Annotated in this window: 14 protein-coding genes and 2 tRNA genes; 13 read left to right on the top strand and 3 right to left on the bottom strand. The window is 61.8% G+C overall.

Going from position 1 to position 14,295, the window contains the following annotated elements; translation table 11 throughout:
- Window positions 1–4 precede the first annotated feature (4 nt).
- Entirely contained in the window at window positions 5–661 is a 657-nt protein-coding gene (lolA, locus tag K0F86_RS17555; protein WP_257224860.1) for an outer membrane lipoprotein chaperone LolA, read from the top strand.
- 73 nt (window positions 662–734) lie between these two features.
- Window positions 735–2,042 (top strand): replication-associated recombination protein A, encoded by a 1,308-nt coding sequence (locus tag K0F86_RS17550; RefSeq protein WP_219135600.1) that lies wholly within the window; start codon window positions 735–737, stop codon window positions 2,040–2,042.
- Window positions 2,043–2,044: 2 nt separating this feature from the next.
- On the opposite strand, the gene K0F86_RS17545 is transcribed toward K0F86_RS17550, so the two are convergent.
- Together K0F86_RS17545 and K0F86_RS17540 are read right to left on the bottom strand one after the other, a co-directional pair.
- A complete protein-coding gene (locus K0F86_RS17545) occupies window positions 2,045–2,785 on the bottom strand; it encodes an NAD(P)-dependent oxidoreductase (protein ID WP_219135599.1) in 741 nt (246 codons plus the stop codon).
- A complete protein-coding gene (locus K0F86_RS17540; RefSeq protein WP_219135598.1) occupies window positions 2,782–3,072 on the bottom strand; it encodes a DUF2917 domain-containing protein in 291 nt (96 codons plus the stop codon). Before K0F86_RS17540 ends, K0F86_RS17545 begins: the two co-directional genes overlap by 4 nt.
- A gap of 180 nt (window positions 3,073–3,252) precedes the next feature.
- Between K0F86_RS17540 and K0F86_RS17535 the strand changes: the two genes are divergently transcribed.
- From K0F86_RS17535 to K0F86_RS17515, 5 genes are all read left to right on the top strand, one after another.
- Window positions 3,253–4,674, top strand: a complete 1,422-nt coding sequence (locus tag K0F86_RS17535) for a PLP-dependent aminotransferase family protein (RefSeq protein WP_219135597.1) — start codon at window positions 3,253–3,255, stop codon at window positions 4,672–4,674.
- A 149-nt stretch (window positions 4,675–4,823) separates the two neighbouring features.
- A complete protein-coding gene (locus tag K0F86_RS17530; RefSeq protein ID WP_219135596.1) occupies window positions 4,824–5,027 on the top strand; it encodes a hypothetical protein in 204 nt (67 codons plus the stop codon).
- A gap of 134 nt (window positions 5,028–5,161) precedes the next feature.
- Window positions 5,162–6,451, top strand: a complete 1,290-nt coding sequence (gene serS, locus K0F86_RS17525; protein ID WP_219135595.1) for a serine--tRNA ligase — start codon at window positions 5,162–5,164, stop codon at window positions 6,449–6,451.
- A gap of 78 nt (window positions 6,452–6,529) precedes the next feature.
- Window positions 6,530–6,619, top strand: a tRNA-Ser gene (locus tag K0F86_RS17520).
- A 269-nt stretch (window positions 6,620–6,888) separates the two neighbouring features.
- Window positions 6,889–6,978, top strand: a tRNA-Ser gene (locus K0F86_RS17515).
- Between the two features lie 166 nt (window positions 6,979–7,144).
- On the opposite strand, the gene K0F86_RS17510 is transcribed toward K0F86_RS17515, so the two are convergent.
- Window positions 7,145–7,321 (bottom strand): hypothetical protein, encoded by a 177-nt coding sequence (locus K0F86_RS17510; RefSeq protein ID WP_219135594.1) that lies wholly within the window; start codon window positions 7,319–7,321, stop codon window positions 7,145–7,147.
- Between the two features lie 194 nt (window positions 7,322–7,515).
- Between K0F86_RS17510 and hisC the strand changes: the two genes are divergently transcribed.
- The 6 genes from hisC to K0F86_RS17480 all read left to right on the top strand — a co-directional run bounded on the left by hisC (window position 7,516) and on the right by K0F86_RS17480 (window position 14,061).
- Window positions 7,516–8,571, top strand: coding sequence for a histidinol-phosphate transaminase (gene hisC, locus K0F86_RS17505; RefSeq protein WP_219135593.1), 1,056 nt, complete (start codon window positions 7,516–7,518; stop codon window positions 8,569–8,571).
- A gap of 56 nt (window positions 8,572–8,627) precedes the next feature.
- Window positions 8,628–9,497, top strand: coding sequence for an NAD(P)-dependent oxidoreductase (locus tag K0F86_RS17500; protein WP_219135592.1), 870 nt, complete (start codon window positions 8,628–8,630; stop codon window positions 9,495–9,497).
- Between the two features lie 207 nt (window positions 9,498–9,704).
- Window positions 9,705–10,769 (top strand): YeiH family protein, encoded by a 1,065-nt coding sequence (locus K0F86_RS17495; protein ID WP_096234667.1) that lies wholly within the window; start codon window positions 9,705–9,707, stop codon window positions 10,767–10,769.
- Between the two features lie 16 nt (window positions 10,770–10,785).
- Window positions 10,786–12,168 (top strand): D-amino acid dehydrogenase, encoded by a 1,383-nt coding sequence (locus K0F86_RS17490; protein WP_219135591.1) that lies wholly within the window; start codon window positions 10,786–10,788, stop codon window positions 12,166–12,168.
- The gene (locus K0F86_RS17485) at window positions 12,165–12,980 is read left to right on the top strand and encodes a thiazole synthase (RefSeq protein ID WP_219135590.1); all 816 of its coding nucleotides are present in this window, start codon (window positions 12,165–12,167) and stop codon (window positions 12,978–12,980) included. Before K0F86_RS17490 ends, K0F86_RS17485 begins: the two co-directional genes overlap by 4 nt.
- A 70-nt stretch (window positions 12,981–13,050) precedes the next feature.
- The gene (locus tag K0F86_RS17480; RefSeq protein WP_219135589.1) at window positions 13,051–14,061 is read left to right on the top strand and encodes a porin; all 1,011 of its coding nucleotides are present in this window, start codon (window positions 13,051–13,053) and stop codon (window positions 14,059–14,061) included.
- Window positions 14,062–14,295 lie beyond the last annotated feature (234 nt).

The following is a 14,295-nucleotide window of genomic DNA, read 5'->3' as shown; positions in this document are numbered from 1 at the left end:
CAGCATGAAGAACACGACTTTCGCAACAAAAATGATCATCGGCGCGGCCAGCGTCGCCTGCAGCCTGCTGTTCGCCGCCAGCGCCTCGGCCAGCGCGCTGGAACAGTTCAAGAGCTTTGCCGCCGGCACCAAGTCGGCCAAGGGCGAGTTCGTGCAGCGGCAAGTCAAGAAGGCGGACGCCAGCGGCAAGGCGAAAGTGTCGACGCCAGCCAGCGGCACGTTTGAATTCGCCCGTCCGGGCAAATTCATCTGGACCTATCTGAAGCCATACGAGCAATTGCTGCAGGCGGATGGCGACAAGCTGTATATCTACGACAAGGATTTGAGCCAGGTGACGGTCAAGAAACTGGGCGACGCACTCGGTTCCTCGCCAGCCGCCATCTTGTTCGGCAGCAACGACCTGGAAAAGAATTTTACGTTGGCCGAAGCGGGCACGCGCGACGGTCTGGAGTGGCTGAAAGCCACGCCGAAAGCCAAGGACACGACGTTCGACGAAATCACCATCGGCCTGCGCAACGGCGTGCCGGAAGCGATGGAATTGCGCGACTCGTTCGGCCAGACCTCGGTGCTGGCGTTCAAGAATTTCCAGAAGAATCCGGCCTTGTCCGCCAATCACTTTAAATTTGTCATGCCCAAGGGCGCCGACGTCATTAATAATTAAGACTGTCGCGCCTTGCGTATGAGCCGGCCTCGCAGCAATGCGGGGCTTTTGCATTCTTATTAGGTACCTCATTATGGCGGATCTCTTTTCCACCGCACCGCGCCAGCCGCTGGCCGAAGCCTTGCGGCCTGCTACCCTCAACGAAGTCATTGGCCAGACGCATCTGCTGGGCGTGGGCAAGCCGCTGCGCCTGGCGTTCGAGGCGGGCAAGGCCCATTCGATGATCTTGTGGGGGCCGCCCGGCGTGGGCAAGACGACCTTGGCGCGCCTGATGGCGAACGCCTTCGACAGCGAATTCATCGCCTTGTCGGCCGTGTTTGCCGGCGTGAAAGATATCCGCGCAGCCATGGACCAGGCCCGTCACAGCCTGGACCAGTTCGGCAAGCACACTTTATTGTTCGTCGATGAGATCCACAGGTTTAATAAATCGCAACAGGACGCCTTGCTGCCCTTCGTCGAGTCGGGCCTGGTGACGTTCATTGGCGCCACGACGGAAAACCCCAGCTTCGAAGTCAATTCGGCGCTGCTGTCGCGCGCGCAAGTGTATGTATTGAAATCGCTCAACGAAGACGAGATGAAGCTGCTGCTGGCCAAGGCGCAGTCCACGGCCCTGACGCATCTGACGTTTGACGAGGCGGCGGCCGATACCCTGATCGGCTACGCGGACGGCGATGCGCGGCGTTTCCTGAACTTGCTGGAACAGGCCGATACGGCCGCCAGCTCGACGGGGACGACGAAGATCGACGCGGCCTTCGTCGACAATGCGCTGACCCTCAATTCGCGCCGCTTCGACAAGGGTGGCGATAATTTCTATGACCAGATTTCCGCGTTGCATAAATCCGTGCGCGGCTCGAACCCGGATGCTGCCCTGTACTGGTTTTGCCGCATGATCGATGGCGGTGCCGACCCGCGCTACTTGTCGCGGCGCATCGTGCGCATGGCCTGGGAAGACATCGGCCTGGCTGACCCGCGCGCGCTGACCATGGCCAACGACGCGGCGGCAACCTATGAGCGCCTGGGTTCGCCCGAAGGCGAGCTGGCGCTGGGGCAAGCCGTGATCTACCTGGCCATCGCCGCGAAAAGCAATGCCGGCTACAACGCCTTCAACACGGCCATGGCGTTCGTCAAGAAAGATAAATCGAAGGAAGTGCCCGTGCACTTGCGCAATGCACCGACCAAACTGATGAAGGAACTCGGCTACGGCCACGCCTACCGCTACGCGCACGACGAACCCGATGCGTACGCGGCCGGTGAAACCTACTTCCCGGACGGCATGGCGGAGCCGGGCTGGTACCAGCCCGTGCCGCGTGGCCTGGAAAGCAAGATCGCCGACAAGCTGGCCTGGCTGCGCGAGCTTGACCGCAAGGCCGGCAAGGGCTGAGGCTACAGGCCCAGCAAGCTAAAACCGTCGTCCTGCGGCGCGTAACCGACCAGCCGGCGCGTCGCTTCGATGGATAGCCGCTTGTAGCGGTTGTCCGACACCCCATGCACGACGTGGTAGCCGGCCGGCACGTCCGCCGCCACGCAGCAGGCCAGCAGCTGCACCACGTCGCGCTCGCTGATGAAGGCGGCGATGTCGCGCGCGCTGTGCTGTTGACCTGGCGCAAAGTGGGCCACGTTGGCGATGCGCACGGCGATCGCCGTCATGCCATGTTGGTGCGCGAATGCTGAGGCCACGCCTTCGCCAAAGGCCTTGCTGGCGCCATACATGTTCGCCGGACGCACCGGCATGCTTTCGTGCACTTGCACGTCCAGCGGATAGCCTTCGATGGCTTGCGCGCTGCTGGCAAACACCACTCTGTTCACTCCCTGCGCCTGTGCCGCGCGGAAGATGTTGTGCGTGCCGATGATGTTCGGCTGCAGCAGTTGCGCATCGAAATCGGCGCTGGCGTGCGGCACGCCGGCCAGGTGCAGCACCACGTCGATGTCCATGCAGGCGGCCAGGCAGGCGGCGTAGTCGCTCACGTCGAGTTGCATGGACGGGCAGGGCGCTTCAGCCAGCTTGCCTGTGTGCAGGTCGGCCAGGCGCAGGGAGAATTCCCCGTGCCGGCGCTTCCAGAAAGCGGTGCCGATGATGCCGGCGGCGCCCGTGACGAGGACGCGCAAAGGTGGTGACTGAATCATGTATTCCTTGTGATTAATGTTTGGGGGCGGTGCCGATGCAGCCAGCGCAGCAGGGCGGGGCGCGGTGCGGCCGTCCCATGCACGCGGATGCGTCCGCTACCCACGGCTTCGACCAGCACCAGGCCGTCATTCGGTATCGTGTAGCGTTCGCCGCTGCGCAGCACGCAATCGTCGAACTGGGCGTAGGCCGTGATCCACGCCGTGCCGGACAGGCATTCGATGACCCTGGCGTGCGCTTTTTCCAGGCGCAAAGGCCGTTCGGTGCGTAATTCGTGGTCGGTATGCATGGCATCGCTCCTGTTGTGCTGACAGGAATAGCTTAGGCGCTTGGCTTGAACCATGACAGATGCAGGAAAACGAAATTGTGATGTATACAGTGTCCCTTGTCGTACACTGTGCTTGTCAAAAAATCGGGCAACTGTATCTGTGCGTGCCGCGCGCGGCGGCCGCATACTGAAGGGATGAACATGAGCGCGCATTTGAATCTGTACGAGCACCTGGCCAACGAGCTGGGCGCCTTGATCGACGCGCGCGTGTTTGCACCCGGCGACCGCCTGCCGTCGATCCGCCACCTGGCGCAGCAAAAGCGCATTTCCGTCAGCACGGTGATGCAAGCCTTGCGCCTGATGGAAGACCGGGGACAGGTCGATGCGCGGCCCCAGTCCGGCTATTTCGTGCGCCACCGGGCGCCGCGCCGCGCGTGCAGTGCCGACGCCCAGCATTTGAAGGAGCCGGCCTTTGTCGGCATCAACAATCTGTTGATGCGCGTGCTGAAGGACAACGAAACATCCGATATCGTGCAGCTGGGCACAGCCTGGCCGCCCGATGAAATATTGCCCATCAAGCGCATGCAGCGCACCATCAGCGCGGTGGCGCGGCGCGAACCCGCCTTGTTGAGCAAGGTCAGCTGCTACGACGTCAGTGAAGGCAATTTCCTGCGCCAGGTGACGCGCCGCGCGCTGGATTGGGGCAAGCTGGACCCGTACGAAATCGTCGTGACGAATTCCTGCACGGAAGCGATCAGCCTGTGCCTGCGCGCCGTGGCCAAGCCGGGCGACACCATCGCCATCGAATCGGCCACGTATTTCGTGCTGCTGCAGATGATAGAAAGCCTGGGCATGAAGGCGCTGGAAATCCCCACCGACCCGAAGACGGGGCCGTCGCTCGACGCGTTGGAGCTGGCCCTGCGCGCCGGCCTCGTGCAAGCGTGTCTGTTCGTGCCGAATGCGAACAATCCGCTCGGTTGCGTTATGCCGGAAGCCAACAAGAAGCGGCTGGCGGGCCTGCTGTCGGAATTCAATATTCCGCTGGTGGAAGACGATGTGTATGGCGACCTGTGCTTTGCACCGCAGCGTCCGTGGCCCGTGAAGGCTTACGACACGAGCGGCAACGTTTTATTGTGTTCCTCGTTTTCCAAGGCGATTACGCCCGCCTCGCGCGTGGGCTATGTGCTGGCCGGGCGCTTCGCGCAGGAAGTGGCGTTGCTGAAAACCGTGTCGAGCGGCGCCACCAGCCATTTCTTCCAGGCCGTGCTGGCCGACTTTTTGGAAGGCAGCAGCTACGACCAGCAGCTGCGCAAGATGCGGCGCACCCTGGTGCAGCGCATCGCCCGCATGTCCGACGCCGTGGCGGCGAGCTTTCCGGCGGACTGCATGCTGTCCGAGCCGCAGGGCGGTTTTGTGCTGTGGGTGCAGATGCCGTCGCAAGTCGATGCGCTGGCCCTGCACGGCCAGGCCATCGCGGAAGGCGTGGCGTATATGCCGGGCCAGCTGTTCTCGGCCTCGGGCAAGTTCGGCAACTATCTGCGCCTCAATTGCGGCAATGCGTGGACGCCGCGCATCGAGCAGGCGATTGGACGCCTGGGCCGCCTGGTGCATGAGGCCTTGTAATTATTGTCTGCGTCTCAGTCCCTGTTTTTCACCGTTCGCTCCCTGTTTTTCGCCGCTGGTCGCAAGCCGGTGGCGTTGTTTGTCGCCGTTGGCTAAAGTACCACCATACCAGCAGCAGTCAACTACACAAACCAACCAGGAGTTACATCATGCACGCACTGAAAAACATGGAAATCACCTTTGTCGCCGCCGCCATCATCGCTATCGGCGCCAGTTTCGCCAGCGCCGGCGCGAATACCGTGGAAGTGAGCGCCAGCAGCACCGTGATCGCCCAGGCTGCCGACAGCACGATGCCCGTCGTCACCGTCAGCGCCCGCCGCCTGACCGCTGCTGAAAAAGCCGCCTTTATTTAAGCATCAGCCATAAAGCGGGCGCGAGTGCCCGGCCATGCCGCCATGACGATGGTGGACCGTGCGCAAAACTCATCGAAGTGAACAGGGTCTTGGTACAATGAGTGCTTTCGATACATCGGCACCGCCATCCACCCATGATAGATATCCAACTTCTCCGTAAAGACATCGCCAACGTCGCAGAACGCCTGGCGACGCGCAAATTCCAGCTCGACGTGGCAGGTTTCAATGCCCTCGAAGCCGAACGCAAGGCGATCCAGACGCGCACCGAGGAACTGCAGGGCAAGCGCAACGCGCTGTCCAAGCAAATCGGCATGTTGAAAGGCAAGGGGGAAGACACCTCGGCCGTGATGGCGCAAGTGGCCGGCCTGGGCGATGAACTGAAAGCCGATGAAGCGGCGCTGAGCGTAGTGCAAGCCAAGCTGAGCGACTTCATCATGGCTGTGCCAAACTTGCCGCACGAATCGTCGCCTGTAGGCACGGACGAGTCGGGCAACGTGGAAGTGCGCAAGGTCGGCACGCCGCGCACGTTTGATTTCGAGGTCAAGGATCACGTCGACGTGGGCGCTCCGCTGGGCCTCGATTTCGAAGTGGCCACCAAGCTGACCGGTTCGCGCTTTTCCGTCATGAAGGGCGGCATCGCCCGTCTGCACCGCGCGCTGGCGCAGTTCATGCTCAACACGCACGTGGACGAGCACGGTTACACGGAATGCTATACGCCGTACATGGTCAACGCCGATTCGCTGCGCGGCACGGGCCAGCTGCCGAAATTCGAAGCCGATCTGTTCTCGGTGAAAAAAGGCGGCGTGGAAGGCGAGGGCGAGACCTTCTACCTGATCCCGACGTCGGAAGTGTCGCTGACCAACATCGCGCGCGATGAAATCCTGGCGCTCGATCAATTGCCCCTGAAAATGACGGCCCACACGCCATGCTTCCGCTCGGAAGCGGGCAGCTACGGCCGCGACACGCGCGGCATGATCCGCCAGCACCAGTTCGACAAGGTGGAAATGGTGCAAGTGGTGCACCCGGACACGTCGTACCAGGTGCTGGAAGAAATGGTCGGCCACGCGGAAACGATTTTGCAACGCCTTGGTTTGCCATACCGCGTGATGTCGCTGTGCACGGGCGACATGGGCTTTACGGCCAGCAAGACCTTCGACCTGGAAGTGTGGCTGCCGGCGCAAAACACTTACCGCGAAATTTCGTCCCTGTCGAATACGGAAGCCTTCCAGGCCCGCCGCATGCAGGCGCGTTTCCGCAACGCCGCCGGCAAGCCGGAACTGGCGCACACCCTGAACGGCTCCGGCCTGGCAGTGGGCCGCACCCTGGTTGCCGTGCTGGAAAACTACCAGCAAGCAGACGGCAGCGTCGAGATTCCGGCCGTGCTGCGACCGTATATGGGTGGCCTGACGCATCTGAAGGCTTAAAAATAGTCCTTTTCTTTTTGTTGCGGGCTGCTATAATCTTGCCTTCTCGCAGCAATGCGGGAAAAGACCGCAGTAAATGGAGAGGTGGCAGAGTGGTCGAATGTACTTGACTCGAAATCAAGCGTACGTTAAATCGTACCGTGGGTTCGAATCCCACCCTCTCCGCCAGAACAAATAGAAAAAGCTCCCGCAAGGGAGCTTTTTTTATTTGTGGCGGCGGAAAGGAGCAAGGCGCCTGCGCGCCTTGCGTGTGGGATTCGAAGACGAGCGCGTACTCGCGCGAGGCTCCCCGAATCGCCCAATTGGTTTTTCGGTTTGGCGGCCAGCATTGAGTTGCAAATCGCCAATAAACCCCTACCCAACCCAACAACACCCATGCTAAAATAGCGCCTCGTTCAAACCGGCACGCCAGTTTGAATGAATAGACCGCAGTAAACGGAGAGGTGGCAGAGTGGTCGAATGTACTTGACTCGAAATCAAGCGTACGTTAAATCGTACCGTGGGTTCGAATCCCACCCTCTCCGCCAGAATATATAAAGGAAGCTCCCGCAAGGGAGCTTTTTTTATTCCCGCAAGGTCAAAAAACCACCAGCGCATCAAGCCCAGGTAGAAAAAAAACCGCCCAAAGCGCGCAGCGCAAGGCGTTTTTTCCTCCATTCAGGCCTTGAAAGCCAGCGCCGCCATTAACGCAAGCTAGTGCACCAGCCGTGCCACCGCAAACGCCACGACCGACATGGCAATCATCGTCCCCACGCACCATAAAATCATGACCGATCTGGCCGCAGCCACGTCGCTTTTGGTCGCGTAATCGGCATGCTCCATTTTCATATCCGCCGTATTCCGCTCCTGTGTGTCGCCCCGTCCGCTCATGACCGCATCTCCTCGTTGCGCACTCCATGCTCCGCGCTTTTTTCAGTGCTGTCAAACCGTGTCCCGAGGGTATCGTGCACGGTCCGGCTATTGCGCTGTTGCATATCTGCCTTCGACACCGCCGCCCACCTTGACCCCGCTCAGCCTATGGTAATCTACCCCCTCCCATCCTGCCCCCATACCAAAGCAAAGCAATGAGCCGATTCTGGAGCAACATCGTCAGCGAGCTGACCCCCTACGTCCCCGGCGAGCAGCCGAAACTGCCCGACCTGGTCAAACTCAACACCAACGAAAATCCCTACGGCCCATCGCCGCAGGTGCTGGCCGCGCTGCACGACGCCAGCAACGACAGCCTGCGCCTGTATCCCGATCCCACGGCCAGCGAACTGAAGCAAACCCTGGCCGACTACCACGGCTTGAATAGCGCGCAAGTGTTCGTCGGCAATGGTTCCGACGAAGTGCTGGCGCTGGCCTTCATGGCCTTGCTCAAGCACGATGCGCCGCTGCTGTTCCCCGACATCAGCTACAGCTTCTATCCCGTGTATTGCAAGCTGTACGGCATCGATTACCGCACGGTAGCGCTCGACGACACCATGCGCATCCGCCCGGAAGACTACCGGGGGCCGTGCGGCGCCATCATCTTTCCGAATCCCAACGCGCCGACCGGAGTGGACTTGCCGCTGGCCGGCGTGGAAACCCTGCTGCGCGCCCATCCCGACGCCGTGGTCGTAGTCGATGAAGCGTATGTGGATTTCGGCGGCGAGAGCGCCGTGGCCCTGGTCGAGCGTTATCCAAACTTGCTGGTGGTACAGACGTTCTCGAAATCGCGTTCGCTGGCGGGCTTGCGCGTCGGTTGCGCCTTCGGGCATGCGGACCTGATCGAAGCGCTGGAAAGGGTGAAGAACAGTTTCAACTCGTATCCGCTGGACCGGCTGGCGCTGGCTGGCGCCGTCGCGTCGCTGCACGACGAAGCGTATTTTCAGCACACGCGCCAGGCTGTCATCACCAGCCGCGAACAGCTGATGGCGGATTTGACTGTGCTGGGCTTCGAGGTGCTGCCTTCGGTGGCCAACTTCGTCTTTGCCCGCCACCCGCAGCATGACGCGGCGCAACTGGCGGCCGGCTTGCGCACGCGCTCCGTGATCGTGCGCCATTTCAATATACCGCGCATCAGCCAGTATTTGCGCATCAGCATAGGCAACCCGGCCGAGTGTGCGGCCTTGATGGCCGCATTGCGCGAAGTGCTTTGATCTTGCGTAAGGTAATGCAACAATAATCGGATTCACACATCGACAGGACGGACAATATGGCAAAAGTGGCATTCATCGGCTTGGGCGTCATGGGTTTCCCCATGGCAGGTCATCTGGCGGCGGGCGGGCATGACGTCACCGTGTACAACCGCAATCCGGCCCGCGCGGCCGCCTGGCTGGAGCAACACAAGGGCAGCAGCGCCGCCACGCCTGCCGCCGCGGCAGCGGGTGCCGAGTTCGTGTTTACCTGCATCGGCAACGACAATGATCTGTATCAAGTCATCCTGGAAGAGGGCGGCTTGCTGTCCGCCATGGCGCCGGGCAGCATCCTGATCGACCATACGACGGCGTCCGCCGAAGCGGCGCGCACGATCCACGCGGCGGCGCAAGAGCAGGGCGTGTTCTTCCTCGACGCACCCGTGTCCGGCGGCCAGGCGGGCGCGGAAAACGGCAAGCTGACGGTGATGGTGGGCGGCGACGCCGAAGCGTATGCGCGCGCCGAACCCGTCATCGCCCTGTTCGCGCGCGCCGTCACCTACATGGGCGCCTCCGGTTCGGGGCAACTGACGAAGATGGTCAACCAGATCTGCATCGCGGGCCTGGTGCAAGCCTTGAGCGAAGGCATCGCCTTTGCGGAAAACGCGGGCCTCGATGCGGCGCTGGTGGTGGATGTCATTTCCAAGGGCGCGGCGCAGTCGTGGCAGCTGGAAAACCGGGGCAAGACCATGATCGAGCGCAAGTTTGACTTCGGTTTCGCCGTCGACCTGATGCGCAAGGACCTGGGCATCTGCCTCGCCGAAGCCAAGCGCAACGGCAGCGACTTGCCCGTGACAACCTTGACGGACCAGTTCTATGGCGAAGTGCAGCAGGCGGGCGGCAGCCGCTACGACACGTCCAGCCTGATCACCCGCCTGAACAAAAAGTAACTCTTTAACTCGCAAACAAACAGCGGCGCGTCCCTGCCCAGGGCCGCGCCGCTCGTCGTTTGCGGGGGGTGCAAAATAAAAACCGTCAGTTTCCGGAACATCCGGTTTCGATTTTCATGGAAAAGCATGGACTTCGCTAGATCATCGTGTATTATTAAAAAACGAGATGAAATGTCCCAATTTTTAAAACATTATGAGCGGACCAGCATGAAAACTAACTCCTCAGCGATAACGCGCGTTGTCGACAAGAACATTCCCTACCTGTCTTCCGCCGTTGCCATCTGGCGCCCCCGCGCCGTGCTGCGCAGCTGGCCCGGCGTGGCCATCGCGCTGGTGATCGCCCTGTCGGCGACCTTTATTTCCAGCAATTACGGCGGCCCCCAACTGCTGTACGCGCTGTTCTTCGGCCTGGCTTTCCACTTCCTCGCTTCCGACCCCACCTGCAAGCCCGGCATCGAGTTTTGCAGCAAGGTGCTGCTGCGCACGGGCGTGGCCCTGCTGGGCGCGCGCATCACTTTCAACCAGATCGCTTCGGTGGGCGTGACGCCGTTATTGATCGTCGTGGGCGGCCTGGTGGCCACCTTGGGCTTCGGCTACCTGCTGGCCAAATGGCTGAAACGCCCCATCACGGAAGGCATTCTGTCGGGCGGCTCCGTGGCCATCTGCGGCGCCTCGGCCGCGCTGGCCATCTCGGCCGTGCTGCCGCAAACCAAGGAAAACGAAAAGTTCACCTTGCTGACGGTGGTGGGCGTGACCTCGCTGTCCACCCTGGCCATGATCGTCTACCCGCTGCTGGTCAAGCTGCTGGGCTTTGACCCGACCGAGGCGGGCGTGTTCATCGGCGGCACCATCCACGACGTGGCGCAAGTGGTGGGCGCCGGCTATCTGGTGAGCAACCATACGGGCGACGTGGCCACCTTCGTGAAACTGACGCGCGTCGCTTGTCTCGTGCCCGTCGTGCTGGGCCTGTCGATCATGTTCAAGCGCAAGGATGGCAAGAGTGAAGTCGATGCGCCGCCGTTAGTACCGTTCTTCCTGATCGGCTTTGTCTGGCTGGTGATTACCAACAGCCTGGGCCTGATCCCGCAGGAAGTGAATGGCTGGATCAATAATGCCTCGCGCGCCTGCCTCGTCATTGCCATTGCCGCCCTGGGCGTGAAGACGTCGTTCCAGTCGCTGGCCTCGCTGGGCTGGCGTCCCGTCATCATGCTGGTGATGGAAACGGTGTGGATCGCCGCCTTCGTCGCCATCGCCGTGCTGCTGACGCGCTGAGCGCTGGGCATTCGCCATGAAGATCCTTGTCCTCGGCGCCGGCGTGGTCGGCACGGCATCGGCCTGGTATTTGCGCCAGGCGGGCCACGACGTGCGCGTGCTCGAGCGCCAGGCGGGCGCCGCGCAGGAAACCAGTTTCGGCAACGGTGGGCAGATTTCCGTTTCGCATGCGGAGCCGTGGGCCAATCCCGCCACCCTGCGCAAAGTCCTGACTTGGCTGGGCAAGGACGACGCGCCGCTGCTGTTCCGTCCCCGCCTGGACCCGCTGCAATGGCAGTGGGCCTTGCATTACCTGCGCGAATGTTTGCCGTCGCGGGTAGCGCGCAATATGCGCCAGATCGTCGCCCTGGCCGAGTACAGCCGCCAGAGTCTGCAAGCCTTGCGCCGCGAGACGGGCATCGCCTATGACCATCTGGAACGGGGCATTTTGCATTTCTATACGGACCAGCAGGAGTTCGACAAATCGCAAGCGGGCGCCGCGCTGTTGCGCGAACTGGGCTGCCCGCGCAATACCGTCAGCGCCGATGAAGTGATACGGCTGGAACCGGCCCTGCGCCACGCGCGCAGCCGCATCGTGGGCGGCGATTTTACGGCCAGCGACGAATCGGGCGATGTGCATTTGTTTACCACGGCGCTGGCCGCGCGCGCCGCCAAGGCTGGCGTGGATTTTCAGTACGGCACGACCGTGACGCGGCTGCTGGCGGAGGGCGAGCGCATCACGGGCGTGGAATGCATCGACGCGCAGGGCCGCCACCGCCTCGAGCACGCGGACGCCGTGGTGGTGGCCATGGGCAGCTTTTCCGCACCGCTGTTGCAGCCGCTGGGCATCCGCTTGATGCTGTATCCAGGCAAGGGTTATTCGGCCACCTATCCGATCATCGACCCCGTCAGCGCGCCGTCCGTATCGCTGACGGACGACGGCCATAAACTGGTGTTTTCGCGCCTGGGCGAGCGCCTGCGCGTGGCGGGCACGTGCGAGCTGAACGGCTACACGCGCGAATTGAACCCCGTGCGCTGCGCCGCCATCACGCGCCGGGTACAAGCGCTGTTTCCCCATGCCTGCGATTACGGCGCCCCCGTCTACTGGGCCGGCCTGCGCCCCCTCACACCGTCGAATGTGCCCTACATCGGCGCCACGCGCTACCGCCAGCTGTTCCTCAACACGGGCCACGGCACCCTGGGCTGGACCATGGGCTGCGGCGCGGGCAGGGCGATCGCCGACCTGGTGTCGGGACGGCGGCCCGACGTCGATTTTGCGTTTTGCGGGGAAACCCAAGGAAAAAGGCTGGGGTCGGTCCCACCGGGAGCGGAATGTGGCCCATTGGGCCACGTTCCCCCTCAGGGTCCGACCCCGGATTTTGCTTCTGGTTTAAATGAATTGCACAGGAGATCACGATGAGAGACGCCACCACCCCCAGCCAATCACCCGGCGGCCTGACCCTGGCCGGCACCACCTATCAGTCGCGCCTGTTGGTGGGCACCGGGAAATACAAGGATTTCGAGGAAACGCGCCTGGCCATCGAGGAGAGCGGCGCCGAGATCGTCACCGTCACTATCCGCAGGGTCAACATTGGCCAGGAGAAGGGCGAGCCGAATCTGCTCGACTTCATTCCACCGTCGAAATACACGATCTTGCCCAACACGGGCGGCTGCTACAACGCGCGCGACGCCGTCTACACCTTGCAACTGGCGCGCGAACTGCTGGGCGGGCACCCGCTGTGCAAGCTGGAAGTGCTCGGCGATGAAAAGACCCTGTTTCCGAACATGCCGGAAACGCTGAAAGCGGCAGGGGAGCTGGTGCGCGACGGCTTCCAGGTGATGGTGTATTGCAGTGACGACCCCATCCAGGCGCGCATGCTGGAAGACCTTGGTTGCATCGCCGTCATGCCGCTGGCGTCCCTGATCGGCTCGGGCATGGGCATTCTGAATCCGTGGAATCTATCCTTGATCATCGAGCAAGCCCGCGTGCCCGTGCTGGTCGACGCCGGCGTGGGCACGGCGTCTGACGCGGCCATCGCCATGGAACTCGGCTGTGACGGCATCCTGATGAATACCGCCATCGCGGCGGCGCGCGAGCCGATCCGCATGGCGCGCGCCATGAAATTGGCAGTGCAGGGCGGACGCGAGGCTTACCTGGCCGGACGCATGCCTCGGAGAGCGGGCGCCATGAGCGCTGCGCCCTCGTCGCCGATGGCCGGGCTGATCGCCTGAGCCAGATTTGTAGCAAGGTAGTTGATTATCGTTTCAAGCGTTTATAAAAACCACAATACCTGGAGATGACATGAAACACACACTCGTAGCGGCGGCCGTCCTGGCCGCACTCTTTGCCGGCGGCGCCAGCGCCCAATCGTCCGTCACCGTGTACGGCTTGCTCGACGCGGGCCTGACGTCCGAACACGGCGGCGCGGAAGGTTCCGTCACCAAGCTGGCCACCGGCGTGCAGTCGGGCAGCCGCATCGGCTTCAAGGGCACGGAAGACTTGGGCAACAATCTGAAGGCTAATTTCTTGCTGGAAAATGGCCTCGACCTCGATACTGGTGCGTACCGCCAGGGCGCCTTGTTCGGGCGCAAGGCCTATGTGGGCTTGTCCGGCAGCTTCGGCGCCGTGAATATCGGCTTGCAGCACAACCCGCTGTTCACCGCACTGGACAATATCGATCCCTTCGAGACGGGTCTGACGGGCGCCTCGCTTAACCTGATGAGTGTGGCCAGCCTGCGCACGAAAAACTCCATCATGTACGAAACGCCGAAGGTGAACGGCTTGTCGGCCGCCATCATGGTTGGCCTCGGCGAAAAGCCGGACAGCGCCAGCCTGGGCCGCACCATCGACTTTTCCATCGACTACGCCAACGGTCCGGTGGTGCTGACCCTGGCGCACGACAACCGCAAGGATAGTGAGCTGAACACAGCCAAGGTGACTTTGCTGGGCGGTACCTACGACTTCGGCCCCGCCAAACTGCACGCCGCGTATGAAACGGACAAGGACGATGCGGGCACGGATTTCCGCAACGTCATGCTGGGCGTGTCCGCGCCGGTCAGCGCGGCGGGCAGCGTGATGGCGTCGTACATCAAGAAGGATGACCGCACCAGCGCGCGCCGCGGCGGACGCCAGCTGGCCATCGGCTACACGTATGCCTTGTCCAAGCGCACCAATCTGTACACGTCGTACGGGCGCATCAGCAACGATGGCGCGGGCACCAACTTCGTTGGCGACGCTTCCAGTGGCGGCAGCGTGCCCTTGCCTGGGCATAATTCCAGCGCCTTCACGGCGGGCATGCGCCTGAAGTTCTAAGGCGTAGCGCGGCAGGTATCGATGGCGGGCTATCTGTTGCGGATAGCCCGCCATTGTTGTTTCAGGAGTGGGGCAAAGTCACGGATTCCGGATTCAGGAATGAAACAGTCCAATTTTTCATGAATTTTCATTGACAGCGCATTTCGCAACAGTTAAATTGAATACGTATTTCAAATATCGGAACAAAATATACCGATTTTTCATAAAACTGTAAGGAGACTGAGCCATGACTGA

Origin of the sequence: Janthinobacterium sp. UMAB-60, from assembly GCF_900095235.1 — a bacterium.
In the GTDB taxonomy this organism is placed as follows: Bacteria; Pseudomonadota; Gammaproteobacteria; order Burkholderiales; family Burkholderiaceae_D; genus Janthinobacterium.
The sequence above is the reverse complement of the archived record's forward strand: the minus strand, read 5'-3'. Positions and strand labels throughout refer to the sequence as shown.